Consider the following 25342-nt stretch of genomic DNA (forward strand, 5'->3'; position numbering starts at 1 on the left):
GCAACGACCGAGGAGGGACCGGCGTGACCGGAACGTTCGTCGGCATGCCGGCCTTCCCGCAGGCCGCGCACGACGCCGTCCACAACCCCACCCTGCGCGGCAACCTGCGGCACGCGACCCACACCATCCGGGCCAAACGGGCCAGGGCGGTGGGCGAGTTGTCCGACTGGGCGGCGCTGCGGGAGGCGGGCAGCCGGATCAAGGACCACACGCTGCGCCATCTCGACCGGTACCTGGTCCGGCTGGAGCAGTCGGTCACCGCGGCCGGCGGTACGGTCCACTGGGCCGCCGACGCCGACGAGGCCAACCGGATCGTCACCCGGCTGGTCAGGGAGACCGGCGAGTCGGAGGTCGTCAAGGTCAAGTCGATGGCCACCCAGGAGATCGGCCTCAACGAGGCCCTGGAGGCCGAGGGCATCCGCGCCTACGAGACCGATCTCGCCGAGCTGATCGTCCAGTTGGGCGGGGACCGCCCCTCGCACATCCTGGTCCCGGCCATCCACCGCAACCGGGGCGAGATCCGGGACATCTTCCGCGAGGAGATGGGCAGGTGGGGCCGGCCCGCGCCGGACGACCTCACGGACACGCCCGCCGAACTCGCCGAGGCCGCCCGGCTGCACCTGCGGGAGAAGTTCCTGCGCGCCAAGGTCGGCGTCTCCGGCGCCAACTTCATGGTCGCCGAGACCGGCACGCTGGTCGTCGTGGAGTCCGAGGGCAACGGCCGGATGTGCCTGACCCTGCCGGAGACCCTCATCTCGGTGGTCGGCATCGAGAAGGTCGTCCCCACCTGGCGGGACCTGGAGGTCTTCCTCCAGACCCTCCCCCGCTCCTCCACCGCGGAGCGCATGAACCCGTACACGAGCATGTGGACGGGCACGACGGACGGCGACGGTCCGAGCGCCTTCCACCTGGTCCTGCTCGACAACGGCCGCACCGACACCCTCGCCGACCGGGTCGGCCGCCAGGCGCTGCGCTGCATCCGCTGCTCCGCCTGCCTGAACGTGTGCCCGGTGTACGAGCGGGCCGGAGGGCACGCGTACGGCTCGGTGTACCCGGGCCCCATCGGCGCCATCCTCAGCCCGCAGCTCCGGGGCACCGGGAGCGACATCGACGCCTCCCTGCCGTACGCGTCGAGCCTGTGCGGGGCCTGTTACGAGGTGTGCCCGGTCGCCATCGACATCCCCGAGGTGCTGGTGCACCTGCGGGAGCGAGTCGTGGAGGGGGGTCCGGCGGTACGGCAGGGCAACAAGGTGGTGCTCCGGCCGGCGAAGGGGCACGCGGCCGAGCGGGCGGCGATGCGGGCGGCGCGCTGGGCGTTCAGCCACCCGGACGCCCTGCGCGCGGGCCAGCGGCTGGCCTCCCGGACCCGCAGGCTGCACCCCCGCACCCTGCCGGGGCCCGGCCGGGCGTGGAGCGGTGCCCGGGACCTGCCGGCCGTGCCGCCGGAACCCTTCCGGGACTGGTGGCAGCGCACGCGCGGCGGGAAGGACGGTGCCGAGTGAGCAGCAGGGAGCGGATCCTGGGCCGGGTGCGGCGCGCGCTCGCCGATGTGCCGCCGGACGACCGGTCCTACGAGGAGGCCGTGCCGCGGGCCTATCTGCGCGAGCACGGGCGGCGGACCGTCGAGGAGACGGTGGAGCTGCTGGCGGAGAACCTGGCGGACTACCGGGCGGTCGTGCACCGCAGTGGTCCGGAGCGGCTGCCCGCGCTGATCGGCAGGTTGCTGGCCGAGCGGGGCTCCCGGGAGGTGCTGGTGCCGGCCGGGCTGCCACCGGAGTGGACGGCCGCCGCGGACGCCGTGCGGATCGACGACCGGGCGGCGGACACCCCGCGGCGGCTCGACCGGGTGGGCAGCGTGGTGACGGGGTGCGCCCTGGCCATCGCCGAGACCGGCACGATCGTCCTCGACGGCTCCCCGGACCAGGGGCGGCGCCGTGTCTCGCTCGTCCCGGACCACCACATCTGTGTCGTCCGGGTCCCGGACCAGGTCGTGTCCTCGGTCCCGCAGGCCCTCGAACGGCTCGACCCGGTCCGCCCGTCGACCTGGATCTCCGGCCCGTCGGCCACCAGCGACATCGAGCTGGACCGGGTGGAGGGCGTGCACGGCCCGCGCACCCTGGAGGTGATCCTGCTCGGCTGACGATCCCGCTTGTACGAGAGCGGTCGTAGTTTGACAGTCCTCGTACTTTGTCGCAGAGTGGTCCGCGATCACCGGTGCGACAAGGGGGAGTTGGCATGGCGAAGACGGTGCGGTTCCACGAGACCGGCGGGCCGGAGGTGCTGCGGCTGGAGGATCTGGAGCCGGGTGAGCCGGGTCCCGGGGAGGTACTGCTGCGCATCGAGGCGATCGGTGTGAACCGGGCCGACGGGCTGTTCCGCGGCGGCCGCTACATCGAACCGGTCAAGCAGTTCCCGGCCCGGCTCGGCAACGAGGCGGCGGGCGTGGTGGAGGCCGTCGGCCCCGGGGTGACCGGTGTGGCGCCCGGCCGGCCGGTCAGTGTCGTGCCGAACTTCTCGCACAACGACTACGGCGTGTACGCCGAACGCGCGCTCGTGCCCGCCTCCGCGCTGCTCCCCCGCTCCCCCGGGACGGACCCGGTCAGCGGGGCGGCGGTGTGGATGCCGTACCTGACCGCGTACGGCGCGATGGCGGAGGTCTGCGGGATCCGGGCCGGAGACGTGACCGTGGTGAACGCGGCCTCCAGCAGCCTCGGCCTGGCCGCGATCCAGACGGCGAACCGGCTCGGCGCCACGCCCGTCGCCGTCACCCGGACCCGCGCCAAGCGGCAGCGGCTGCTGGACGACGGCGCCGCCGAGGTGATCGTCTCCGACGAGGAGGACGTGGCCGCGCGCGTGCTGGAACTGACCGGTGGCCGGGGCGCCGAGCAGGTCCTCGACGCCGTCGCCGGACCGGGCGTGCGGGAGCTGGCCCGGGCCGTGGCCGCCGACGGCACGCTGCTGCTGTGGGGGATGCAGAGCGGCGAGCCCACCCCCTTCCCCGGCTTCGACCTGGGCATGCCCCCGCTCGTCATGCGCACCTACACCGTGACCCGCGAGGTCCTGGCGGTCCCGGAACGGATGCGGCGCGCCGTCGCCTTCGTCGACTCGGGGCTGCGCACCGGCACCCTGCGCCCGGTCGTGGACCGCACCTTCCCGCTGGAGGACGTCGTCGAGGCCCACCGGTACATGGAGGCCGGGACCCAGTACGGCAAGATCGTGCTGACGACCGGGCACTGAACGGCCCGCTGTCCGCCGGTCGGGGCACGGCGGGATGAGCCCGCGGGCCCGCTGCCGTAGCGTGAGGGAATGATCCGGTTCGAGCAGGTCACCAAGCGGTATCCGGACGGTACGACGGCCGTGGACGACCTCTCCTTCGAGGTGTCCGAGGGCGAACTGGTCACGCTCGTCGGCCCGTCCGGGTGCGGCAAGACGACCACCATGATGATGGTGAACCGGCTCATCGAGCCGACCTCCGGCCGGATCCTCGTCGGCGGCGAGGACATCGCGGCCGTCGACCCGGTCCGGTTGCGCCGCCGGATCGGGTACGTCATCCAGCAGGTGGGTCTCTTCCCGCACCGCACCGTCCTGGACAACACCGCGACCGTCCCCGCGCTGCTCGGCTGGAAGCGGGCGAAGGCGCGGGCGCGGGCGGCCGAGCTGCTGGACCTGGTGGGCCTCGACCCGAAGACGTACGGGCCGCGCTACCCGGAGCAGCTGTCCGGCGGGCAGCGGCAGCGGGTCGGCGTGGCGCGGGCGCTGGCCGCGGACCCGCCGGTGCTGCTCATGGACGAGCCGTTCGGCGCCGTCGACCCGGTGGTGCGCGAGCAGTTGCAGGACGAGTTCCTGCGGATGCAGGCCGCCGTGCGCAAGACGGTGCTGCTGGTCACGCACGACATCGAGGAGGCCGTCCGGCTCGGCGACCGGATCGCCGTGTACGGGCAGGGCCGCATCGAGCAGTTCGACACGCCGGGCACGGTGCTCGGGGCGCCCGCGACACCGTACGTCGCCGGCTTCGTGGGCGCGGACCGCGGTCTGAAGCGGCTGTCGGTCACCGCGATCGAACGGGACGACCTGGAGCAGCCGCCGGTGGTCCGGCTGGACGAGCCCGCGGCAACGGCGCTGGAGCGGCTGGGGGCCGAGGGCGCCCGCTGGGCGGTGGTCCTGGACGCGGGCGGTGACCTGCACGGCTGGGTCGGCATCGACGAACTGGCGGTGGGCGGCACGGTCGGGGACCTCACCCACCGGATGACCGCCTGGGTGCCGGTCGGCGCACCGCTGAAGCAGGCGTTCGGGGTGATGCTCCAGTACGACGCCGGGTGGGTCGCGGTGCTGGAGGGGGCGCGGTTCCTCGGGGTGCTGACCCCGGCCAAGCTGCACGAGGCGCTGCGCCGCTCGGTGGACGCGGACGCGCGCGGCGTGAGACGGGGGCAGGTGCCGTTCGACTCGGTGGCGGACGCCTGACCCGGGTCACTTCAGCAGGCCCTTGTCCCTCAGATAGGCGCGGGCCACGTCGGCCGGCAGCCTGCGCCAGCTGTCGACCTGCTGGTTCATGGCGGCCAGGTCTTCGGTGGTGAGGACGTCGTTGAGCCTGCCGAGCGCCTTCGCCACACCGGGGCCGCCCGCGCGGGCGCGGTTGACGACCGGGACGACGTAGTCGGCGTTCTGCAGGTGCCGGTCGTCGGCGAGCAGGACCAGGCCGAAGGAGCCGAGCGTGGCGTCGGTGGTGGTGGTCAGCACCATCTGGTCCCGGCCGGCCTGCACCGCCCGCTTGGCCTGGGTGGTGCCGACGCCCTTGGGGTCGACGCCGGTGATGTCGATGCCGTACACCTTCCGCAGCCCCGGCGCGCAGTAGGGCCGTTGCACGCACTCGTCGCCCGCCGCGAGCCGTACGCGCAGTCCGGAGGCGCCGAGGTCGCTGAGGGTCCTCAGCCGGTGCCGGCGGGCGTAGGCGGCGGTCACCGCGAAGGCGTTCTGGTCGACGGCCCGGCCCGGCGGGAGGACGGTGAGGCCGCGGGGCGCGGTGAGGCCGCGCAGCACCCGCATGGTGGCACCGAGGTCGGGCGAGCCGGCCGGTGCGGCGTCGGCTCCGTGCGTCTTGGCGCCCAGCCAGTCGGCGAAGGTGGCCGCGTACTCGGGGACGACGTCGATCTGGCCGGACTCCAGGGCCGGTTCGTACAGTTCCCGGTTGGCGACGGTGAGGAGGGACGTCCGGTAGCCGGCCCGGTTCAGCAGCTGGGCGTACAGCTGGGCGAGCAGGTCGCTCTCGGTGAAACCGGCGGAGCCGACGGTCAGGTGGCGGCTGTCGCCGGGCGGTGCGGTGACCCGGCCGCGGTTCTCCAGGGAGGGACCGGTGGCGCAGGCGCCCAGCGCGAGGAGCGCGAGCGCGGCCAGTGCCGTACGGCCCCTCACCGGCCGTTCCCGGCCCAGGCCGGTGCCAGCCGCTCGGCGATCTCGAAGACGCCCTCGACGACGAGCGCGAACAGGGCGACGAGCAGCGCGCCCGCGACCACCTGGGGGGTGCTGGCCAGGTTGAAGCCGGCGGTGATGATCCTGCCGAGACCGCCGCCGCCCGCGAGCGCGGCGATGGTGGCGGTGGCGACGAGCTGGACGGCGGCGATCCGCACCCCGTTCAGCAGCAGGGGGAGCGAAAGGGGCAGTTCCACGTGGAACAGCAGCTGCCGGCCGGTCATGCCCATGCCCCGAGCCGCCTGGACCACACCGCGGTCCACCTCGCGCATCCCGACGTAGGCGTTGGTGAGCAGCGGCGGTACGGCGAACAGCACCAGGGCGACCACCGTCGGCCCCTCGCCCCATCTGCCGACCGGGGTGAGGAGCAGCAGGACCAGCACGGCGAAGGTGGGGACGGCCCGGCCGACGTTGGAGATGTTCACGGCGAGCGCGCCGCCCTTGCCGAGGTGGCCGAGGAGGAGCGCGACGGGCAGGGCGATCAGACAGCTGAGGAGCAGGCAGACGACGGTGAGCGCGAGATGCTGGAGCAGCCGGTGCCGGATGCCGTCGTCGCCCGACCAGTGCGCGGGGTCGGTGAGCCACTCCCAGGAGGCGGTGAGTGTGCTCATGCGCGGGCCTTCCGCGGCCGGACGGGGCTCATCCGCGGGCCGCCCGTGTCCAGGGGGTGATCAGCCGCTGCACGCCCAGCAGGAGCAGGTCGGCGGCGACGGCGATCAGCACGCACAGCACGGACGCGGTGAGCACCTGGGCCTTGAAGTAGGTGTTCATGCCCGCGTAGATGAGGTTGCCGAGCCCGCCGAAGCCGACGATCGCACCCACCGTGACCAGGGAGACCGCCGAGACGGTGGCGATGCGCAGGCCGGCCGTCGCGGCGGGCAGGGCGAGGGGCAGCTCGACGGTGAGCAGCAGCCGGACCGGACCGTAGCCGAGGCCGCGCGCGGCCTGCCGGGTCTCCTCCGGGACCGCGCGCAGGCCGGCGAGGATGTTGCGGACCAGCAGGGTGAGCGAGTACAGCACCAGCCCGGCGACGACGAGGCCGGCCGAGAGGCCGTAGAGGGGCAGGAGCAGGGAGAACATGGCCAGCGACGGGATGGTGTAGAGGATCGTCGTGACCGCGAGCACCGGTCCGGCCGCCCAGCCCCAGCGGCGGGCCAGCACCGCGAGTGGCAGGGCGACGGCCAGACCGATCAGGACCGACAGGAAGGTCAGCTGGAGGTGCTGGACGACCGCGTCCAGCAGGATCTGGCGGCGGGTGCTCAGATAGGCGCCGCAGATCCATTCGTTGCGCGCGAGGCAGTCGTCCGGGGGCGCGGTCACGGTCTCATTGGACCCGGCGGGCGACCGGGTCGGCACGCTGTGCTGGCCCGTCCGGGGGCACCGCGCCCCCTGGGGACCCGGCGGCTTCCCGGCTGCCGCGCTCCCCGGATCCCCAGGGGGCGCGGGCGCTACCCCACGCCCGCCGCGTCCAGCAGGACGGTCGCCGTCGCCGTGGCGAGACCGTCGTCCAGGTGTTCCACCCGTGCGCCGGCCCGGGCGCTGGCGCCGTCGAAGACCAGCGCGAGCTGGCGGGCGAGCAGCTCGGGGTCGCGGGCGCCGCCCCGCTCCGCCTCCGCGCGGAAGCTCTCCGCCAGGGCGTCCTTGACCCCGCGGGCGACCACGCTCGCCGGGTGTTCCGGGTCCTTCAGTTCGACCAGCGCCGCCAGGTAGGGGCAGCCGTGGTAGTCGGGGTCCGCGGAACCCTCCTGGAGCCGCTCGAAGACGTACAGGATGCGCTCGCGCGGGGTCGCGGCCTCCGCGTCGGGGTGCGTGAACAGGGTCAGGTACCGCGGGATCCGCCGCTCCAGGCCGGCGGCCAGCATCTCGTCCTTGCTGTCGAAGAGCTGGTACATCGACCGCTTGGAGACACCCGCCTCGCGGCAGAGCGCCTCCACCCCGATGGACACGCCGTCGCGGTAGGAGAGCCGCGCGGTGGCGTCGAGGAGCCTCTCGCGCGGGGACGCCTTCTGTGTGCCGGCCATGGGGCGAGGTTACCGCGCGGCGAAACCGATCGGTGTGTCGCGGAGGCGCATCCCCATGGCGCGAGAGCTGAACAAGCGCTTAGATAGGAGGGCGGAGGCCGAGAACCGCACAGGCCGACCCAGCCGTCCACGACTCCCCGAACCACCGGAGGCCCCGTTGTTCACGTCCGTCGACGACGTCTCCGCCCGCCTCGCCGGGACCGGCTACCTCGCCTCGCCCGCCGTCGCCACCACCGTCTTCCTCGCCGCCCGGCTCGGCAAGCCGCTGCTGGTCGAGGGCCCCGCCGGGGTCGGCAAGACGGAGCTGGCCAAGGCCGTCGCCCAGGTCGCCGACGCCCGGCTGGTCCGCCTCCAGTGCTACGAGGGCGTCGACGAGTCCCGGGCCCTGTACGAGTGGAACCACGCCAAGCAGCTGCTGCGCATCAGCGCGGGCCGCGACGAGAGCTGGGACGAGACCCGCACCGACATCTTCAGCGAGGAGTTCCTGCTCCCCCGCCCGCTGCTGACCGCCATCCGCGGCGACGAGCCGACCGTGCTGCTCATCGACGAGACCGACAAGGCCGACGTCGAGATGGAGGGGCTGCTGCTGGAGGTGCTCAGCGACTTCCAGGTCACGGTCCCGGAGCTGGGCACGGTCACCGCGACCCGCCGCCCGTTCGTCGTGCTCACCTCCAACGCCGGCCGCGAACTGTCCGAGGCGCTGCGCCGCCGCTGCCTGTTCCTCCACATCGGCTTCCCGGAGGAGGATCTGGAGCGGAGGATCGTACGGCTGAAGGTGCCGGGCCTCGGCGAGGCGCTGGCCGAGTCCGTGGTCCGGGTGGTCGGCGCGCTGCGCGCGATGGACCTGCGCAAGGTGCCGTCCGTCGCCGAGACCATCGACTGGGCGCGCACCCTCCTCGCTCTGGGCGCCGGCACGCTGGACGAGACCGTCGTACGGGACACCCTCGGGGTGATCCTCAAGCACCACGACGACATCCAGAAGGCGGCGGCCAAGCTCGACCTGGACGCGCTGTGACCGCCGTCGCCGACCGGATCACCGGCCTGGCCGCGGCGCTGCGCGCGCACGGGGTGCGGATCGGCACCGGTGAGACCGTGGACGCGGCCCGCGCGGTGGAGGCGCTGGGCCTCGCGGACCGCCAGCTGCTGCGCGAGGGGCTGGCCGCGACCCTGCTGCACGGCCCGGGTCAGCGAGCCGTGTTCGACGCGGTCTTCGACCTGTACTTCCCGCGCGGTGTCGGCGGCCCCGGGGACGGCCACCCTCGGGACCGGGAGACGTTGCGCGACCGGCTCGCGGACGCGCTGGCCGCCGACGACCGGGCGCTGATGGCGCAGTTGGCGGCGGAGGCGGTCGACGGCCTGGGCGGGTACGGGAGTTCGCCGGGATCGGACGGCTTCTCGGCGTACCAGACCCTGGACCGGCTGCGCCCCCAGACCCTGCTCGCCCGGGTCCGGGCCGACGTCCGGGGCCGGGGCGGCAGCGGGTTCGCGGACCGGCTGCTGGACGACGAGATCAGGCGCCGTATCGAGGAGTTCCGGCGGATGGTCGGCGCGGAGGCCCGGCGCCGGGTCGCGGAACGGCGCGGGCGGGACGAGATCGCGCGGCGCGGTGTCCGGCCCACCGCCGACCGGGTCGACTTCCTGTACGCCAACCGGGACCAACTCGCCGAGCTGCGCAGGGCGGTCCAGCCGTTGGCGCGCAAGCTGGCCACCCGGCTCGCCGCACGGCGCCGCCGGGCCGCGCGTGGCACGATCGACCTGCGCCGCACCCTGCGCTCCTCGCTGTCCACGGGCGGCGTGCCGATGCGGCCGGTGCTGCGCCGGCGTCGCCCGGTCCGCCCCGAACTCGTCCTGCTCTGCGACGTCTCCGGCTCCGTGTCCGGCTTCTCCGACTTCACCATGCTCCTCGTGCAGGCCCTGCACGACCAGTTCCGCAAGGTCCGGGTGTTCGCCTTCGTCAACCGGCTGGACGAGGTCACCGGCCTGCTCGGTCACGGCCGTGCCGACCCCGACGGGCTCGGCACCCGGATCCGCGCGGAGGCCACGCTCACCGGCTGGCACGGCAGCAGCGACTACGGCATGGCGCTGGGCGAGTTCACCGAGCGGTACCTCGGTGCGGTGGGCCCGCGTACGACGGTGTTCGTGCTCGGTGACGCGCGGACCAACATGAGCGACCCGAACCTCCCCGCGGTACGCGAACTCGCCCGGCGGGCCCGACGCGTCTACTGGCTGAACCCCGAGCCGCGCGACCGCTGGGGCACCGGCGACTCGGCCGCGCCTGCCTATGCCGAGCTGGTCGAGATGCACGAGTGCCGCACGGCCCGACAGCTCAGCGGGCTGATCGCGGCGCTGCTCCCGGTGTGACGCCGGGCGGCCGGACGTGATGCACTGGCCGGCGAGGCCGTGATCCACCGGCTGCCGACACCGTGGACGACCGGCCGACAGCACCGGCATCCGCCGGCCGACGACACCGAGACCGCCCCGAGGACACCGCCATGCATCACCCTCCCGTGCCGTTGGGCACCTTTCCCACCCCGCTGGAGCCGGCGCCCCGGCTGGCCGCCGCGCTCGGACTGGGGCCGGACGACCTGTGGGTGAAACGGGACGACCTGACCGGCCTCGGCGGGGGCGGCAACAAGATCCGCAAGCTGGAGTGGACGATGGGCGCGGCCCTCGCCGAGGGCGCGGACACGGTCGTGACCACGGGTGCCCCGCAGAGCAACCACGCCCGGCTGACCGCCGCCGCGGGCGCCCGGCTCGGCCTGGACGTCGTCCTGGTGCTGCGCGGCACTCCGGGCACCTCGCACTCCGGGAACCTGGCCCTGGACGGCCTCCTAGGCGCCCGGCTCGCCTGGGCCGGCGAGGTGGACCAGGCCGGGCTGGACACGGTGGCGGCCGAGGTCTGCGCGCGCCTGCGGTCCGGCGGCGCCCGCCCGGCGCTGATCCCGTTCGGTGGTTCCAGCGCCCTGGGCGCACGCGGCTACCTGCGCTGCGGCGAGGAGCTGCGCGAGCGCCTCCCGGACCTGCGGACGGCGGTGGTGGCGCTCGGCTCGGGCGGCACGATGGCGGGCCTGGTGGCGGCCCTCGGCAGCGGGTCGGTGCTGGGCGTCGACGTGGGCGCGCTGACCGACCCGGCCGCGGCGGTGTCGGACCTCGCCGCGGCCCTCACGGACGGGGAGGTCGCGCCGCAGGAGCTGCGGATCCGCCGTGACCAGGTGGGCGCCGGGTACGCCACCCTCACCACCCCGGTACGCGAAGCCCTCCGGCTCGCCGCCCGCACCGAGGGCCTGGTCCTGGACCCGGTCTACACCGGCCGCGCCCTGGCCGGGCTCAGGGCAGCCGTGCTGGCCGGCGACATCCGCCCCGGCGAGAAGACGGTCCTCCTCCACACCGGCGGCCTGCCCGGCCTGTTCGGCCACCCGGACGCGGTCGCGTTCGCGGAGGAGGGTGCGGAGGCCTTCGACGCGTGAGGCGGGGGCCGCGCGCGGCCCGGACGGAGCCCCACAGCGCCGCCCTTGCCCGGACTGGCCCCCGACACCGGCCCGGACGGGGCCCCGCCCACGCCCGGCACCCGCCCGCACCGCACCGCACCGGCAATCAGTTCGGCACAGGCGTGTCCGGGCCGCACCCGGTGCGGCCCGGTGGGGAGGTCTCGCGAGCGGGGCCCGGCGTTCCCGCCGCTAACCCTTCGCGTACTCGTTCGCCATCGTCCCGGCGAAGTCGTACACCACGACCTGTTCGTCACCGACCACCCAGGCGTCGTGGCCGGGCGGGCAGACGAAGACGTCGCCCGGGCCGACCTCGGACTCGCCGCCGTCGTCCATGCGGAGATGCATGCGTCCCTGCACCACGTACCCGTTGTGGTGGACCATGCAGCTCTCGGTGCCCGCGATCGGTGCCACACACTCCGACCAGCGCCATCCTGGTTCGAACGTGCCCACCGCGAAGTCGAGCCCGGTCAGGTGGAGCGCTTCGAGGTGGCCGCGGGGGAAGTCGCGCCGCTCGTCCGGCTTCTCGACCGTCTTCACTTCCAGCATGACGGTGTCCTCCCTTCCGGCCGCTGACCGCGGCCGGGGCCGGCCTCCGTCCACGGTGGCCTCGGACGGCACCGGTGCTGCGGCGGCGGCCGTACCCCACGCCACCATCGTCGGCCCCGCGACCCGGCCGCGCCAACCAGGCCGTGCGGGACAACGATGTCAGCTCCGGACCTCCGCCCGGCGCACGCTCCGCACGGCGACGAGGTAGGCGACGTCCAGCAGCAGGCAGCCGGCGTAGAGGTAGCGCATGAGAGCGGTGTCATGGCGGGGAGCCGGGCCGGGGTCGGTGAGCATCGCGAGGGAGGCGCAGGCCGTGCCCAGCAGCTTGGTCAGGGCGATGCCGGTGGACTGGCCTCGGGTGCTCCGGCGGGCGGCGAGCATCGCGAGGAACATGGCGGACATGGCCAGGTTGCTGCCGAACGCGGTGACCGCACCGCCGCCCTCGTCGAACTGCTCGGAGGCGAGGTCCATGCCGGGGTAGGCCAGGAGGAGCAGCGCGGCGAGGGCCGGCAGGTACAGCGGGCCGGGCAGGTACGGGAATTCGTCGCGGCCGTGGCGTACCACCGTGTAGCCGATGGCCAGGTCGAAGCAGAACCAGACGATGTTGACGACGTGCATGACCCCGGTGGGGGGCCGCACGAACGCGAACCCGAACTCCCAGCTGATGTTGGTGGCGAAGGCGACGACCGGCATCCCGAAGGTGCGCTCCCGCAGTCCCGTGCGGATGAGCAGCACGTAGGCCGCCGTCCAGAAGACGCCCGTGCCGAGCAGCAGAGCCGTGTGCACCGCCTGCATCCATACCCCCGCCAACCGGCCGTAGGGAGCGCGTCGTTGACTACTCTGGCACGGTGACAGCCGACGACACACCGTCGATCGCGACGGACGACACCGCGGACCCGCCCCTGTGCGCCCTGCCCCGGCGGGCCGTCGCTCTGCTGGAGCGGGTCGACGCGCCGCCGCGCCTGGTGGCGCACCTGAGGGCGGTGCACGACGTCGCCGTCCGGATCGTGGCGTGGGTGCGGGAGCACTGCCCCCGGCTGGAGTTCGACGCGGAGGCGGTGCTGTTCGGCGCGGCCACGCACGACATCGGCAAGGCGCTGCACCCGGCCGAGCTGTCCGGGCCCGGCGCCCGGCACGAGGCGGCCGGCCGGGAGTTGCTGCTGGCGCACGGGGTGCCCGCGGAACTCGCCCGGTTCGCCGGCACGCACGCCTCCTGGACGGCTCCCGGCACCGGTGTGGAGGACCTGCTGGTCAGCCTGGCCGACAAGGTCTGGAAGAACAAGCGCGTCCCCGAGCTGGAGGACCTGGTGGTGGCACGGCTGGCGGGGGCCGACGGGCGCCCGGCCTGGCAGTGGTTCATGGAGCTGGACGAGACCCTCACCGCCCTCGGGGAGGGCGCCGACCGCAGACTCGCGTACCAGATGTCCCACTCCCTCACCCGGAGGTGACCGTGTTCACGCTCCCTCTCGGTGCCGACGGCACCGCGTTGTGTCCGCTCCCGCCCTGGCAGGCCGAGGAGTTCCTGGCCCACATGGACCGGGGGCGGGAGTTCATCGGGCGGTTCAACGGACTGCCGGACGTGGTCACGGACCTGGCGTCCAGCCGGGCGTTCCTTCAGGCCTACGCCGCGAAGGAGGCGGCCGACGCGGGCCTCATCCGGGGGATCCGCCTCGACGGCGTCCTGGTGGGTGCGGTGATCCTGCGCCGGCTGGACGTCGCGGAGGGCACGGCGGAGGCGGGCTGCTGGCTGGAACCGGCCGCGGTGGGCCGGGGCCTGGTGACCCGGGCGGCCCGCCTGCTCGTCGACTGGGCGATCCGGGAGCGGGGCGTCCACCGCGTCGAGTGGTGGGTGTCGGCCGGCAACGCGCCCAGCATCGCGGTCGCCCGTCGGCTCGGCATGCGCAAGGAGGCCGTGCTGCGCGGGAGTCACCTGTACCGGGGCGAGCGGCACGACGAGGAGATCTGGGCCGTGCTGGCGCCGGAGTGGCCGCCCCCGCCCGGAACCGGCGCGTCCTGAGCCCCGCTCCCCCGCAGCTACCAGGTGCGGGCCGCCCGCAGCAGCAGGGCGCGGACGCGGGCGACGTCCGGGTTGTCGGAGGCGCCGGGCCGCTGGACCAGGAAGCCGGTGTTGATCGGCGGGTCCTCCGGTTCCAGCAGCGCGACGAGCGCGCCGGAGTCCAGCAGGTCCTGGCACAGGTACCGGGGCAGCACGCCGAACCCGGCGCCCGCGGCCACCGCCGCGAGGACGCCGCGCAGGTCGGGCACGGTCACCGCGGCGGTACGCGACAGGCGCCGGCCGAAGACGTGCCGCCAGTAGCGGCGGGCGATCGGCAGGTCCTCGGCGTAGGTGACGAGCGGGACGCCCTGCAGCACGGCGGGGTCCAAGGCGCCCCGCACGGGAGGCTTCCGGCCCCCGGTGGGCGGGGGGCTCGGGCGGTCCGCGAGCCGTTCGGCCCAGACGGGGGCGGCGACCAGCACGAACTCCTCGTCGCTGAGCGGTGCGGCCTGCAGGGTGCGGCCGCGCGGGCGGTGGGTGGCGATCACCAGGTCGTGCCGGCCGGCGCGCAGCTCGTCCAGCAGCGGATCGGTCAGCCCGGTCGCCACCCGCAGCCGTACGCCCTCGGCGACCAGGGGGGCGAGGGCCGGCAGGGCCGTAGTGCACAGGAGTTCCGCCGGTCCGGCCAGGTGGACGGGCTCGGCCCGGGTGCCGGCGGCCGGGGCGGGGCCGGCGACCGCGGCCAGCTCGTCCAGGGGCGCGGCGATCCGGGCCGCCAGCTCGTCGGCCACGGGCGTCGGCGTCACCCCGCGCGGCAGCCGCTCGAACAGCTCCCGTCCGGTCTGCCGTTCCAGCGCGCGCATCTGTGTCGTCACCGTCGGCTGCGACAAGCCCAGCAGGCGGGCGGCGCCGGTGAACGACCCGGAGCGGTACACCGCGAGGAAGGTACGCAGCAGGTTCAGGTCGAGGGAAGCGGTCTCCACGCTCCGAGTATCACCGCCGCCACCTGTGGCACCGGCGGGGGCCGGCGGCGCGGAGCCGGTCACCGGGGTCGACGGGGACGGGCCGGGCCACCGCCGCCCGCCCCGGAGCTCCCCGCGCCGGAGCTGCCGGCCCTGTCCGGCCCTGCCGCCGGGGCCGCGTGGAGGGGCGCTGGGCCGAGAGGTTGCCCCGAGCTCCTGTTCTGCGAGGCCGGCCGATCTCCCGCATAGTGGTCGCGGTGGCCTCTTCCAGGGGCAGCCCAGCCGGCCCGGTCAGTGCCTCCGTGCCCTGACATCGTTGTCCGGCGCTCGGCGGCCGACACGGGAAGGACCCGCACCTCGGAAGCGACGCGCCCAGCGGCGCGCAAAGGAGGCTGTATGCCGTCCGACGACACGGCAGTGCCCGTCTGCCCCTTCGACTTCGCCGACGCGCTGGATTTCGACCCCGCGCTGGCCGCGCTGGCGGGGCGCGGACCGGTCAGCAGGATCCGGTTGCCCTACGGCGAGGCCGAGGCGTGGCTGGTGACCAGCTTCGCCGGCGTGCGTCAGGTGACCTGCGACCCCAGGTTCAGCCGGGCGGCCATCGTGGGACGCGACTATCCGAGGATGACACCCGAGCCCATCGTGTCGCCGGAGTCGATCAATGTGACGGACCCGCCGCACGTCACCCGGTTGCGGCACGTGACGGCCCAGGCGTTCACCCGGGAGCGGGTGGCGGCCATGCGGCCGGCCGTGGACCGGGTGGTGGCCGGGCTGCTCACGGCGATGGCCGAGCAGGGGCCGCCCGCGGACCTGGTGACCCACCTGTCGGTCCCGCTTCCCCACCTGACGATCTGCGAACTGCTCGCCGTGCCCGAGGCCGACCGCGACGAGCTGCGCGCGTACACGATGCGCCTGCTGGCCACGTCGCCGGACGCCCGGCAGGACGCGGCCGACGCCAAGGCCAGCCTCCGGAAGTACTTCGCCGAACTCATCCCGGCCCGCCGGCGCGCGCCCGGCGAGGACCTGCTCAGCGCGATGGCCACCGCCGAGGTGCCGCCGGGCGAGGAGCCGCTCAGCGACGACGAGTTGGCGGTCCTGGCGGTGACACTGATCCTCAGCGGCAACGACACCGCGACCTGCCAGATCAGCAACATCGCCTATCTGCTGCTGACCCGGCACGAGGAGCGGGCGGCGCTCGCCCGTGACCCGGAGCGGTTCCCCGGCGCGCTGGAGGAGCTGCTGCGGTTCATCCCCTTCCGCAAGGGCGTCGGGATCCCGCGGATCGCTCTGGAGGACGCGGAGATCGAGGGGACCGCCATCAAGGCCGGCGACTACGTGCACGTGTCCTACCTGGCGGCCAACCGCGACCCGGCCGTCTTCCCCGACCCGCACACGCTCGACCTCGAACGGCCCGTGCGCCCGCACATGACGTTCGGCTGGGGCGGGCACCACTGCCTCGCGGCCCCGCTCGCCCGGGCGGAGCTGGACAGCGCGGTGACCGGTCTGCTGGCCCGCTTCCCCGACCTGCGTCTCGATGTCGATCCCGACGACATCGAGTGGGACACGGGCACCATCCGCCGTTTCCCGCTGCGTCTGCCGGTCACCTGGTAGGGCCGGAGCGGACGTCGGCCGTCCCACTCGAAGAGCCGTTGCCGAAGAGCGCTCGGAGGTACGTCTCCGGGCGCTCGGTGACCGGTGCGGGGGCCGGCCGGCTCCTCGGCGAGTGCTGCCCGCCACGCGTGTCCGCTCGCCACTCCCCTCCCCCGACGTCGACGTCGAGCCGCCGCGTCCGTGCGGCGCGCGGGCTGACGGTGACAGCCCGCGCGCCGATCGTGTGACCGGCGTCACTCTCCCCGGGTGTCACAGGGCGGCGGCCGTCGGCATCTGGTGAATGTGGCACGGTCGGGAGCGGACAGGCGGGAGCGGGGCATGAGCGGGGAGCGCGGCACGGACGAGGTCACCGGACGGCACGGGGGGCGCGTGGCCGAACCGCGCGGGGAACGCCCGGACCTGGCCACCGAGGCGTTCGTCGCCCACCGGAATCTGCTGTTCACCCTCGCGTACGAGATCCTCGGTTCGGCCGCCGACGCGGAGGACGTGCTGCAGGAGACCTGGCTGCGGTGGGCGGGTGTCGATCCGGAGGCGGTGCGCAACCGGCGGGCGTACCTGGTCCGGGTCACCACGCGTCAGGCGCTGGCCCGGCTGCGTACGCTCGCCCGGCGCAAGGAGTCGTACATCGGTCCCTGGCTGCCCGAGCCGCTGCTGACCGCCCCCGACGTCGCGGAGGACGTGGAACTGGCCGACAGCGTCTCGATGGCGATGCTGCTGGTGCTGGAGACCCTCACGCCGACCGAGCGGGCGGTGTTCGTGCTGCGCGAGGTGTTCTCCGTGGAGTACGACGAGATCGCCGAGGCCGTCGGCAAGAGCCAGGCCGCGGTCCGGCAGATCACCCGCCGGGCCCGCGCCCACGTCGCCGCGCGCCGGCCCCGCGGGGCCGTCTCCGCGGCCGAGACCCGCGCCGCGCTGGAGGCGTTCCACCAGGCGGTCCGGACCGGCGACCTCCAGGGGCTGCTGGACGTCCTCGCGCCGGACGTCGTCTTCCTGGGCGACGGCGGCGGTGTCGCCCAGGCCGCTCCGGCGCCCGTGGTCGGGGCCGAGCGGGTGGCCGCGCTGGCCGCCGGGCTGGGCAGGTTCGGTGCCGCGGCGTCGCTGCGGCCGGCCCAGGTCAACGGCTATCCGGCGCTGGTGTTCCGGCTCGACGGCAGGATCGACACGGTCATCGCGGTGCACCTCGCCGACGGCCTCATCAGCGGCCTGTACGCCGTCCGCAACCCCGAGAAGCTCTCGCGCATGGAGCGGGAGACCGTCCTGCGCCGCTGAGCCCGGGCAGGGCTTACGGAGTCGTGACGTGGCTGCGCGGCCTCGCTGCACGCCACCGCGACGGGCCTAGCGTGGGCACATGCGGGTTCTGGTCACCGGCGGTGCCGGCTTCATCGGGTCTCATGTCGTCGAGGCGCTGCGGGCGCACGGGCACGAGGCGGTGGTGTTCGACGTACGGGAGGATCCTGGCGCCGACGTACGCGATCCCCAGGCGGTCGCGCGGGCCCTGGCCGGTGTGGACGCCGTCTGCCACCAGGCCGCGATGGTGGGGCTCGGGACGGGGTTCGCGGACGCGGCCGAATACGTCTCCCGCAACGACCTGGGCACCGCCGTACTGCTCTCCGCCATGGCCGGGGCGGGGGTACGGCGCCTGGTGCTGGCCGGGTCGATGGTGGTGTACGGGGAGGGGCGGTACGTGTGCCCGCGCGACGGGGTCGTCCGGCCGGGGCCGCGGACTGTCGCCGATCTGGACGCGGGGCGGTTCGAGCCGAGGTGCCCCGAGTGCGGCGCGGAACCGGCTCCCGGGCTGGTCGGCGAGGACGCGCCGGCCGACCCGCGCAACGTGTACGCCACGACCAAGCTCGCGCAGGAACACCTGGCCGCCGCCTGGGCGCGGGCGACCGGGGGGTCCGCGGTGTCGCTGCGCTACCACAACGTGTACGGCCCCCGGATGCCCCGCGACACCCCGTACGCCGGTGTCGCCTCCTTCTTCCGGTCCGCGCTCGCCCGGGGCGAGGCTCCGCGGGTGTTCGAGGACGGGCGGCAGCGGCGGGACTTCGTCCACGTGCGGGACGTGGCCGCCGCCAACCTCGTGGCGCTGGAGGCGGGGTCGGCCCCGGGGCTGCTGACCGCGTACAACACCGGCAGCGGTGACCCCCACACGGTCGGGGAGATGGCCCGCGCCCTGGCCGACGCCCACGGCGGCCCCGCGCCGGTCGTCACCGGGGAGTACCGGCTGGGGGACGTACGGCACATCACGGCCGACTCCGCACGGCTGCGGGCCGAGCTGGGCTGGAAGCCGCGGGTGGGGTTCGCGGAGGGGATGTGGGAGTTCGCGGCCGGGTGACGGGGAGCGGGGCGAACGCCGGGGACGAGCGGGAACGAGGCGAGCGCGGGGTGAGCGTGGGGAGCGAGGCGCGCCGGTGTGGACAGCGGCTGCGGTGCCTCGGCGCTGCGGAGCGTACCCGGCCGGCCGGGCCGGGCGGCGCGTCGGCGACCGGCCCCCGGCTCTCATCCCCCGGCCCCCGGCTCCCGGCTCTCGGCTCTCAGCCCCCAGCCCGCGGCTCGCGGCTCGCGTGGTCGAACGTCCCGGGGGCGGTCCGGTCCGGCGGCTTCACGGGCGGCCGGGGCGCACCCGCCGGACCGGGGTTCCGGCGGGGGTGGTCATGGTGCGGGAGCCGCGGGAAGGGTGACCTCGAAGCGGCAGCCGCCGGGGATGTTGCGTACGGTGGCCCGGCCCCGGTGGGCCTCGACGATCCCGCGCACGATGGCGAGGCCCAGTCCGGCCCCGGCCGGCGGGGTGCGGGCGTGGGTGCCGCGCCAGCCGGTGTCGAAGACGCGGGGCAGGTCCTCCTCCGGGATGCCGCCGCAGCCGTCCGTCACGGACAGGACCACGCCGTCGGACGAGCGCTCGGCGGCGACGGCCACCGTGCCGTCGGCGGGTGTCCGGCGGATGGCGTTGACCAGCAGGTTGCCCAGGACGCGGCTCATCTCCTTGGCGTCGACCTCCACCGGGACCGGCTCCACGCGGTCGCCGACCAGCCGTACGCCGTGGGCGCGGGCGAGCGGGTCGGCACCCGCGAGGGCGTCGCCGACGAGGTCGTAGAGGGAGATCCGCGACGGTGCCAGGGGGAGGGTGCCGGCGTGGATGCGGGAGAGTTCGAACAGGTCGCCGACCATGTCGTTGAGGCGCTCCACCTCGGTGCGCATCTGCTTCAGATAGCGGTCCGGGTCGGCGGCGACGCCGTCCTCCAGGGCCTCCGACATGGCGCGCAGACCGGCGAGCGGGGTGCGCAGGTCGTGGGAGATCCAGGCGACGAGTTCCCGGCGCGAGGTCTCCAGCAGGCGTTCCCGTTCCCGGGACTCGGCGAGCCGCGCACTGGTGGCCGCCAGCTCGCGGCTCAGCTCGGCCAGTTCCGCGGTGGCCGGGCCCACCGGGGCGGCGAAGTCGCCGGCCTCGCCGAACGAGCGTGCGGCCAGGGCGAGTTCGTGGCTGCGGGCGACGACCCAGCGGCCCAGCACCAGTGCGGTGACCAGGGAGACCACGGCCGCCATCGCGACGACCGTCGTCACCACGGTCAGGTCGTGCGGGGAGAGGAACATCGCCCAGGCGACCGCGAGGGTGCCGGCGAGGACGCCGCCCACGCCGACCGCGGCGACGACGGCCAGGGACACGGTGAGCGAGCGGCGCCGCAGCAGCCGTAGCGCGGCGGCCCCGGCCAGGCCGGTGGCGGCGGCGCCGGCGAAGGCGTACAGGGCGATGAGGAGGGTGTCGCGCATGTCAGTCCTCCCCCGCCCGGCCGCCCGGGTCGAAGCGGTAGCCGACGCCCCACACGGTCTGGATCAGGCGCGGCCGGGCCGGGTCGTCCTCGACCTTGCCGCGCAGCCGGCGGATGTGGACCGTCACGGTGGAGAGGTCACCGAAGTCCCAGCCCCACACCTCGCGCATCAGGTCCTCCCGGCCGTACGCCCGGCCCGGGTGCCGCAGGAAGAAGGCGAGGAGGTCGAACTCGCGCAGGGTCAGGGCGAGTTCGGCGCCGTTCTTGGTGGCGCGGCGGGCGGCGGGGTCGACGGCGAGACCGGCCGCGGCCAGCGGGCCGGCGGGCGTGCCCGGGCGGGCTCGGCGCAGCACCGACTGCACGCGCAGCACCAGTTCACGGGGGCTGAAGGGCTTGGTCACGTAGTCGTCGGCGCCGACCTCGAGGCCGAGGATGCGGTCGTCCTCGTCGCCGCGGGCGGTGAGCATGACGACCGGCACGGAGGCCCGGGCACGCAACCGGCGGCAGACCTCCAGGCCGTCCATCCCGGGCAGCATCAGGTCGAGCACCACGAGATCGGGCCAGTGGGCGGCGGCCCGGGTCAGGGCGCCGGGGCCGTCGTCGGCCCGGTCCACGACGTACCCGGCGCGGCCGAGATACCCGGCGACGACCTCGGCGACGGTCGCGTCGTCGTCCACGACCAGGACCCGGGCGGACACGGGGGCCGCGTCCGATGCGGTGCCGGACACGGGAGCCGGGGCGACGGAGCCGGGGGCGGAAGCTGGAGGCATGGCGACGGGGCCGGGGGCCGATGCGGTGCCGGACACGGGAACCGGTGCGACGGAGCCGGCGCCGGACACGGGAACCGATACGGCGGCGCCCCGTGCGGACGCGGAGGCCGATGCAGTGTTGGACGCGGAGGCCGGGGCGACGGAGCCGAAGGCCGGAGCGGGAGGCATGGCGGCGAGGTCGGGGGCCGGTGCGACGGAGCCGGTGCCGGACACGGGGACCGGTACGGCGGCGCCCCCTGCGGACGCGGAGGCCGATGCAGTGTTGGACGCGGAGGCCGGGGCGACGGAGCCGGGGGCCGGAGCTGGAGGCATGGCGACGGGGCCGGGGGCCGATGCGGTGCCGGACACGGGGGCCGGGGCGACGGAGCCGGGGGCGGAAGCTGGAGGCATGGCGGCGAGGTCGGGGGCCGGTGCGGCGGAGCCGGTGCCGGACACGGGGGCCGGTACGGTGGCGCCCCCTGCGGACGCGGTGCCGGGCTCGGGGGCCCGGGCGGGAGTGCCGGTGCCGGACACGGGGGGCGCGGTGGGGCCGGGGGTGGGGTCGGCCGTGGCTCCGGGCAGGTGCGGCTGTTGCATGGTCCCAGCCTCGCACCGGCTCCTCGTGGCTGTCCCGCCCGAGGCGCCGCCCCGCCCCCGACGTCCGCGTTTCGTAAGGAGCGCCAGTCCGTGATGTCCGTTTCGCGTTCGTAGGGTGAACGGCGTGACGACCTCTTCTCCCTCAACACCGGCGAGCGTGGACGTGGTGCTGCCCTGCCTGGACGAGGCGGCGGCCCTCCCCTGGGTGCTCGCCCGGATCCCGGCGGGCTGGCGCGCCCTCGTGGTCGACAACGGCTCCACCGACGGCTCGGCGGACATCGCCCGGGCCCTCGGCGCGACCGTCGTCCACGAACCGCGGCGCGGTTTCGGTGCCGCCTGCCACGCCGGGCTGACCTCCGCCACGGCCGACGTCGTCTGCTTCTGCGACTGCGACGCCTCCCTCGACCCCGGCGATCTGGTGCCCTTCGTCCGGGACGTCCTCGACGGCCGGGCCGACCTGGTCCTGGGACGGCGGCGGGCGCGGGGCCGGGGTGCCTGGCCCGCGCACGCCCGGGCCGGCAACTTCGCGCTCGCGCGGCTGCTGCGCCGCCGTACCGGGGTGCGGCTGCACGACCTCGGTCCGCTGCGCGCCGCCCGCCGGGAGCCGCTGCTCGCGCTCGGTCTCAGCGACCGGCGCAGCGGCTATCCGCTGCAGATGGTGGTGCGCGCGGCCGACGCCGGCTGGCGGATCGCCGAGCGCGACGTGCCCTACCTGCCGCGCTCCGGCGCCTCCAAGGTGACGGGCACCTGGCGGGGCACCTGGCAGGCGGTGCGGGACATGAGCCGGGTGCTGGCCGAGCCCCCGGCCGGCGGGAGGGCGGCCTCGTGACCACACTGCTCGTCATCGCCAAGGAACCGCGGCCGGGGCGGGTGAAGACGCGTCTCTCCCCGCCGTTCAGCCCCGCGCAGGCGGCGGCGCTCGCGGAGGCGGCGCTCGCCGACACGCTGAGCGCCGTGGCGGCCGCCCCCGCCACCCGGCGCGTCCTGGTGCTGGACGGGACTCCCGGCCCCTGGCTGCCGCCCGGTTTCGACGTCGTACCGCAGTGCGCGGGCGGTCTGGACCTGCGGCTCGCCGACGCGTTCGCGAGGTGCGAGGGCCCCGCCCTGCTCATCGGCATGGACACCCCGCAGGTGACGCCGGAGCTGCTCACCGTGGACTTCTCCGGTCACGACGCGTGGTTCGGGCCGGCGGAGGACGGCGGCTTCTGGGCGCTGGGGCTCGCCGAGCCCGATCCGGGCCTGCTGCGGGGCGTGCCCATGTCGACACCGCGGACGGGTGCCGTCCAGCGGGAGCGGCTGGTCGCGGCCGGGCTGCGGGTGCGCGACCTGCCCCGGCTGCGGGACGTGGACACCGCCGCCGACGCCGCCGCGGTCGCCGCCCTGGCGCCGCACGGCCGGTTCGCCGCGCGGCTGGCCCGCTGCACCGCCGGCTCCGGATCCGGGGCCGGCCGGTGAGCACACGGGCGGCCCTCGCCTGGGCGGGGGCCGATCCCTACGCCGCCGCGCTGCGCACCGGGCGCGGCCCGCTGTTCCTGCGCCGTACCGACGGCTGGCTGCTGCCGCTGGAGGTCGAGCGGTGGTGCGCGCGGGCGGACCCGGTGGACCGGGCGGTGCTGGACCGGTGCGAGGGCGCCGTCCTCGACGTCGGCTGCGGGCCGGGGCGGTTGGTGGCGGAGCTCGCGGCCCGGGGCCGTACCGTCCTCGGCATCGACGTGAGCGAGGCCGCCGTCGACCACACCGTGCGCACCGGCGGGCAGGCGCTGCGGCGCTCGGTGTTCGATCCGCTGCCCGGCGAGGGACGCTGGGACACGGTGCTGCTGATGGACGGCAACATCGGCATCGGCGGCGATCCGCGCGCCCTGCTGGACCGGGTCGCCCGGCTGCTGCGCCCCGGCGGTCTGCTGATCGCCGAGACGGCGGCGGTGGACGTCGACGAGCGGTCCGAGGTGCAGGTCGTCACCGGGTTCGCGGCCGGGAGCGGGACGGGTGAGGGCGGCGGCGAGCCGACGGCCGCGGTTGGCGAGGGCCCATGGGTAGGCGGCGAGCCGGCGACCGCGGTTGGCGAGGGCCCATGGGTAGGCGGCGAGCCGGCGACCGCGGTTGGCGAGGGCCCAGGGGGAGGCGGCGAGCCGACGACCGTGGTTGGCGACGGCCCAGGGGGAGGCGGCGAGCCGGCGAGGGCGGCCGGCGGCACACCCACGGCCGCTCAGGCCGGCGGCGGCCCCTACCGCGGGACGGGCGGGGGCGCCTTCGATCGCGGGGCGCGTCGCGACGGCCCCGACCGCGGACCGGTGGGTGGCGGCGGCGCCTTCCCGTGGGCGCGTCTCGGTACCCCGGCCCTGCTGCGGTACGGGGGTCGGGCGGGCTGGCGGGCCGTCGGTCAGTGGGCCGCCGGCGGGCGGTGCTTCGTGGCCCTGCGCACCCGCAACCCCAGCAGCAGCGCCGAGCCGCCGAAGAGGACCGCGCTGATCAGCAGCCAGCGGGCGAGGAAGCCGTCCGCCGAGAGGCCGGTGGCGGACCGGTAGCGCCGGTCGGTCATCCCGCTGATCAGCGGGAACCACACCAGCAGGAGCAGTCCGGACAGGGCGGCCGGGACGCGGACGTACGGCGTCCCCTCCCGGCGGCCGGCGGCGCCGAGCCCCCGGACGACCGCCCGGTCCGCGAGCGTGTACAACGGCAGCAGCAGCAGGTCGTGCAGCAGGGCCGCCCCCACCAGCCACAGGAGGACGGCCCGCCAGTCACCCGCGAGCAGCCGCACCCCGGCATAGCCGGCGAGCGCGAACGAGCAGGCCAGCAGCAGGATCTGGAAGGGATTGCCGAGCCGCGGGCGCGGACGCATCACAGGTCTCCGAAGGTCAGCCGGGCCACCCACTTGGTGTTGAGCACACCGGGCGCGGCGGGCACGATGATCCGCGCCGGGTAGCCGTGGTCGGGGGACAGGGTCTCGCCGTTGACGTACAGGGCGAGCAGGGAGCGCGGGTCGGCCACCTGGTTGGCACGCAGGGCGGCGCGGCGGAAGGCGCCGTGCCGCTGGAGCGACTCCGCGAACACGTCCGGCGGGTCGCCGTCGTGGCCGACGAGCGCCGCGAGGTCGCGCAGCCGCACCCCGCGCCACCACTGGTCCGCCGTGGACCAGCCCTCGACGCAGGCGATCGGCAACGACGAGCTGTGCAGCGGCATGCGGAGCAGGTCGGCGTGGCTGAGCCGCACGGTTCCGCCGGACCCGGTGACGACGAGCCGCCAGGCGTCCTCGTGCGTGTCGGCCGGGGTGATCCCGGCGTACGCGGCCGTCTTGTTGATCTGGAACCCGTTCGGCCCACCGCCGGGGTCGGCCCCGCCGTGCGGCGCGAGCAGGGCCGTACGGCGCAGCGGGCCACCCAGGCTCTGCCCCACCGTGGTCACGAACAGCAGCAGCGAGCCACCGCCGACCAGTGCCAGCGCCCCGCGCCGCGAGACGGTGGGCGGGTCGGGGCGCGGGGCGACCAGGTCGCCCTCCTCGCGCACGCGGTCGTCCCCCTCGCGCACGCGCCGCCGCAGGTTCCGCAGCGCCGTCGGCGCCTTCAGCACGGCGTGCGCGACGAACGCGGCGAAGAAGACCCAGGCGCCGTAGAAGTGCAGCGGATAGAAGGAGCCCGGGAAGACGTAGTCCAGCTGGACGTTGAGCACACCGGTCGTGAACTCGAACAGCCCGCCGCCGACGAGCAGCAGCAGCGAGGCCCGCTCCAGCGCGTGGGCGAGGGAGCGGGCCGGGGGCAGCGCGAAGAGCCTCGGCACCACCGACCACAGCTTGGCCAGCAGCACCGGGATCAGGACGATCCCGAGGGTGACGTGGACGCCCTGGGTGAGCCGGTACAGCCACACCGGACCGGTCGGCCAGGCGAAGAGGTAGAAGCCCAGGAGTCCCTTGTCCGGGGTCTGGTCGTTCACCGGGGACAGGTCGGGGTTGTACGCCGCGTAGGACACCAGGCCGGTCACGAACAGCACGGTGATGCCGGCGAGCAGCACCACACCGAGCACCGAGGTGAACCAGGGGCCGCGCAGCGGGCTGCGCCAGAAGCCGGGTGAGCCGGGAAACCGTGGGTGGTCGTCTCGCATGCTCCGACGGTAGGCCGGAGGAACGCCCGGACCAGGGCCACGAC

The 25342-nt window shown here is 75.2% G+C and carries 25 protein-coding genes; 15 read left to right on the forward strand and 10 right to left on the reverse strand.

The annotated features are described in order from the left end of the window. Nucleotides 1–23: 23 nt before the first annotated feature. The 4 genes from ACZ4VF_RS01510 (at nt 24) to ACZ4VF_RS01525 (ending at nt 4461) form a co-directional block, all read left to right on the forward strand. Entirely contained in the window at nt 24–1502 is a 1479-nt protein-coding gene (locus ACZ4VF_RS01510) for a LutB/LldF family L-lactate oxidation iron-sulfur protein (RefSeq protein ID WP_467922432.1), read from the forward strand. Next, nucleotides 1499–2140, forward strand: coding sequence for a LutC/YkgG family protein (locus ACZ4VF_RS01515; RefSeq protein ID WP_467922433.1), 642 nt, complete (start codon nt 1499–1501; stop codon nt 2138–2140). Before ACZ4VF_RS01510 ends, ACZ4VF_RS01515 begins: the two co-directional genes overlap by 4 nt. Nucleotides 2141–2235: 95 nt before the next feature. Further along, nucleotides 2236–3237, forward strand: coding sequence for a zinc-dependent alcohol dehydrogenase family protein (locus ACZ4VF_RS01520; RefSeq protein WP_467922434.1), 1002 nt, complete (start codon nt 2236–2238; stop codon nt 3235–3237). Between the two features lie 69 nt (nt 3238–3306). Beyond that, complete coding sequence (locus ACZ4VF_RS01525) at nt 3307–4461, forward strand: ABC transporter ATP-binding protein (RefSeq protein ID WP_467922435.1); 1155 nt, start codon at nt 3307–3309, stop codon at nt 4459–4461. A gap of 6 nt (nt 4462–4467) precedes the next feature. Here ACZ4VF_RS01525 and ACZ4VF_RS01530 read toward each other — a convergent pair whose 3' ends face one another. The 4 genes from ACZ4VF_RS01530 to ACZ4VF_RS01545 form a co-directional block, all read right to left on the reverse strand. Beyond that, entirely contained in the window at nt 4468–5409 is a 942-nt protein-coding gene (locus ACZ4VF_RS01530; RefSeq protein WP_467922436.1) for an ABC transporter substrate-binding protein, read from the reverse strand. Continuing rightward, the gene (locus ACZ4VF_RS01535; RefSeq protein WP_467922437.1) at nt 5406–6077 is read right to left on the reverse strand and encodes an ABC transporter permease; all 672 of its coding nucleotides are present in this window, start codon (nt 6075–6077) and stop codon (nt 5406–5408) included. The genes ACZ4VF_RS01530 and ACZ4VF_RS01535 overlap by 4 nt, the downstream gene beginning before the upstream one ends. Nucleotides 6078–6105: 28 nt before the next feature. Further along, the gene (locus tag ACZ4VF_RS01540; protein WP_467922438.1) at nt 6106–6786 is read right to left on the reverse strand and encodes an ABC transporter permease; all 681 of its coding nucleotides are present in this window, start codon (nt 6784–6786) and stop codon (nt 6106–6108) included. A 128-nt stretch (nt 6787–6914) separates the two neighbouring features. Beyond that, nucleotides 6915–7487, reverse strand: a complete 573-nt coding sequence (locus ACZ4VF_RS01545; protein WP_467922439.1) for a TetR/AcrR family transcriptional regulator — start codon at nt 7485–7487, stop codon at nt 6915–6917. Between the two features lie 157 nt (nt 7488–7644). On the opposite strand from ACZ4VF_RS01545, the gene ACZ4VF_RS01550 reads away from it, so the two are divergent. From ACZ4VF_RS01550 to ACZ4VF_RS01560, 3 genes are all read left to right on the forward strand, one after another. After that, the gene (locus ACZ4VF_RS01550; RefSeq protein WP_467922440.1) at nt 7645–8502 is read left to right on the forward strand and encodes an AAA family ATPase; all 858 of its coding nucleotides are present in this window, start codon (nt 7645–7647) and stop codon (nt 8500–8502) included. After that, nucleotides 8499–9848, forward strand: coding sequence for a vWA domain-containing protein (locus ACZ4VF_RS01555; RefSeq protein WP_467922441.1), 1350 nt, complete (start codon nt 8499–8501; stop codon nt 9846–9848). The genes ACZ4VF_RS01550 and ACZ4VF_RS01555 overlap by 4 nt, the downstream gene beginning before the upstream one ends. A 131-nt stretch (nt 9849–9979) precedes the next feature. After that, nucleotides 9980–10954 carry a D-cysteine desulfhydrase family protein gene (locus tag ACZ4VF_RS01560; RefSeq protein WP_467922442.1) on the forward strand — a complete coding sequence of 325 codons (975 nt, stop codon included), beginning with the start codon at nt 9980–9982 and terminating at the stop codon, nt 10952–10954. A 210-nt stretch (nt 10955–11164) separates the two neighbouring features. Here the strand turns inward: ACZ4VF_RS01560 and ACZ4VF_RS01565 are convergent, their stop codons facing one another. Further along, nucleotides 11165–11521, reverse strand: a complete 357-nt coding sequence (locus tag ACZ4VF_RS01565) for a cupin domain-containing protein (RefSeq protein ID WP_356160564.1) — start codon at nt 11519–11521, stop codon at nt 11165–11167. A gap of 159 nt (nt 11522–11680) precedes the next feature. After that, entirely contained in the window at nt 11681–12307 is a 627-nt protein-coding gene (locus ACZ4VF_RS01570) for a transmembrane-type terpene cyclase (RefSeq protein ID WP_467922443.1), read from the reverse strand. Between the two features lie 62 nt (nt 12308–12369). Between ACZ4VF_RS01570 and ACZ4VF_RS01575 the strand changes: the two genes are divergently transcribed. After that, nucleotides 12370–12969: an HD domain-containing protein gene (locus ACZ4VF_RS01575; protein WP_467922445.1), complete on the forward strand. Its 600-nt coding sequence runs from the start codon at nt 12370–12372 to the stop codon at nt 12967–12969. 2 nt (nt 12970–12971) lie between these two features. Further along, complete coding sequence (locus tag ACZ4VF_RS01580) at nt 12972–13538, forward strand: GNAT family N-acetyltransferase (RefSeq protein ID WP_467922446.1); 567 nt, start codon at nt 12972–12974, stop codon at nt 13536–13538. Nucleotides 13539–13555: 17 nt separating this feature from the next. Here the strand turns inward: ACZ4VF_RS01580 and ACZ4VF_RS01585 are convergent, their stop codons facing one another. Next, on the reverse strand, nt 13556–14500 hold the full coding sequence (locus ACZ4VF_RS01585) for a LysR family transcriptional regulator (protein WP_467922448.1): 945 nt from the start codon (nt 14498–14500) through the stop codon (nt 13556–13558). A gap of 375 nt (nt 14501–14875) precedes the next feature. Between ACZ4VF_RS01585 and ACZ4VF_RS01590 the strand changes: the two genes are divergently transcribed. The 3 genes from ACZ4VF_RS01590 to ACZ4VF_RS01600 all read left to right on the forward strand — a co-directional run bounded on the left by ACZ4VF_RS01590 (nt 14876) and on the right by ACZ4VF_RS01600 (nt 18425). Next, entirely contained in the window at nt 14876–16090 is a 1215-nt protein-coding gene (locus ACZ4VF_RS01590) for a cytochrome P450 (protein ID WP_467922449.1), read from the forward strand. A 318-nt stretch (nt 16091–16408) separates the two neighbouring features. After that, the gene (locus tag ACZ4VF_RS01595) at nt 16409–17359 is read left to right on the forward strand and encodes an RNA polymerase sigma-70 factor (RefSeq protein WP_467922451.1); all 951 of its coding nucleotides are present in this window, start codon (nt 16409–16411) and stop codon (nt 17357–17359) included. A 79-nt stretch (nt 17360–17438) separates the two neighbouring features. Continuing rightward, nucleotides 17439–18425 carry an NAD-dependent epimerase/dehydratase family protein gene (locus ACZ4VF_RS01600; RefSeq protein WP_467922452.1) on the forward strand — a complete coding sequence of 329 codons (987 nt, stop codon included), beginning with the start codon at nt 17439–17441 and terminating at the stop codon, nt 18423–18425. Nucleotides 18426–18742: 317 nt separating this feature from the next. On the opposite strand, the gene ACZ4VF_RS01605 is transcribed toward ACZ4VF_RS01600, so the two are convergent. Together ACZ4VF_RS01605 and ACZ4VF_RS01610 are read right to left on the reverse strand one after the other, a co-directional pair. After that, nucleotides 18743–19858, reverse strand: coding sequence for a sensor histidine kinase (locus ACZ4VF_RS01605; protein ID WP_467922453.1), 1116 nt, complete (start codon nt 19856–19858; stop codon nt 18743–18745). A 1-nt stretch (nt 19859) separates the two neighbouring features. Continuing rightward, nucleotides 19860–20627 carry a response regulator transcription factor gene (locus tag ACZ4VF_RS01610; RefSeq protein ID WP_467922455.1) on the reverse strand — a complete coding sequence of 256 codons (768 nt, stop codon included), beginning with the start codon at nt 20625–20627 and terminating at the stop codon, nt 19860–19862. Nucleotides 20628–21318: 691 nt separating this feature from the next. On the opposite strand from ACZ4VF_RS01610, the gene ACZ4VF_RS01615 reads away from it, so the two are divergent. The 3 genes from ACZ4VF_RS01615 to ACZ4VF_RS01625 are packed head-to-tail and all read left to right on the forward strand — an operon-like array spanning nt 21319 to nt 23728. Next, nucleotides 21319–22032 (forward strand): glycosyltransferase family 2 protein, encoded by a 714-nt coding sequence (locus ACZ4VF_RS01615; protein ID WP_467922457.1) that lies wholly within the window; start codon nt 21319–21321, stop codon nt 22030–22032. Beyond that, a complete protein-coding gene (locus tag ACZ4VF_RS01620; protein ID WP_467922458.1) occupies nt 22029–22658 on the forward strand; it encodes a TIGR04282 family arsenosugar biosynthesis glycosyltransferase in 630 nt (209 codons plus the stop codon). Before ACZ4VF_RS01615 ends, ACZ4VF_RS01620 begins: the two co-directional genes overlap by 4 nt. Then, a complete protein-coding gene (locus tag ACZ4VF_RS01625; RefSeq protein WP_467922459.1) occupies nt 22655–23728 on the forward strand; it encodes a class I SAM-dependent methyltransferase in 1074 nt (357 codons plus the stop codon). The genes ACZ4VF_RS01620 and ACZ4VF_RS01625 overlap by 4 nt, the downstream gene beginning before the upstream one ends. A gap of 313 nt (nt 23729–24041) precedes the next feature. Here ACZ4VF_RS01625 and ACZ4VF_RS01630 read toward each other — a convergent pair whose 3' ends face one another. Then, nucleotides 24042–25298 (reverse strand): molybdopterin-dependent oxidoreductase, encoded by a 1257-nt coding sequence (locus ACZ4VF_RS01630; RefSeq protein ID WP_467922461.1) that lies wholly within the window; start codon nt 25296–25298, stop codon nt 24042–24044. Nucleotides 25299–25342: the final 44 nt, after the last annotated feature.

The organism is Streptomyces sp. NPDC029151, from assembly GCF_055564315.1.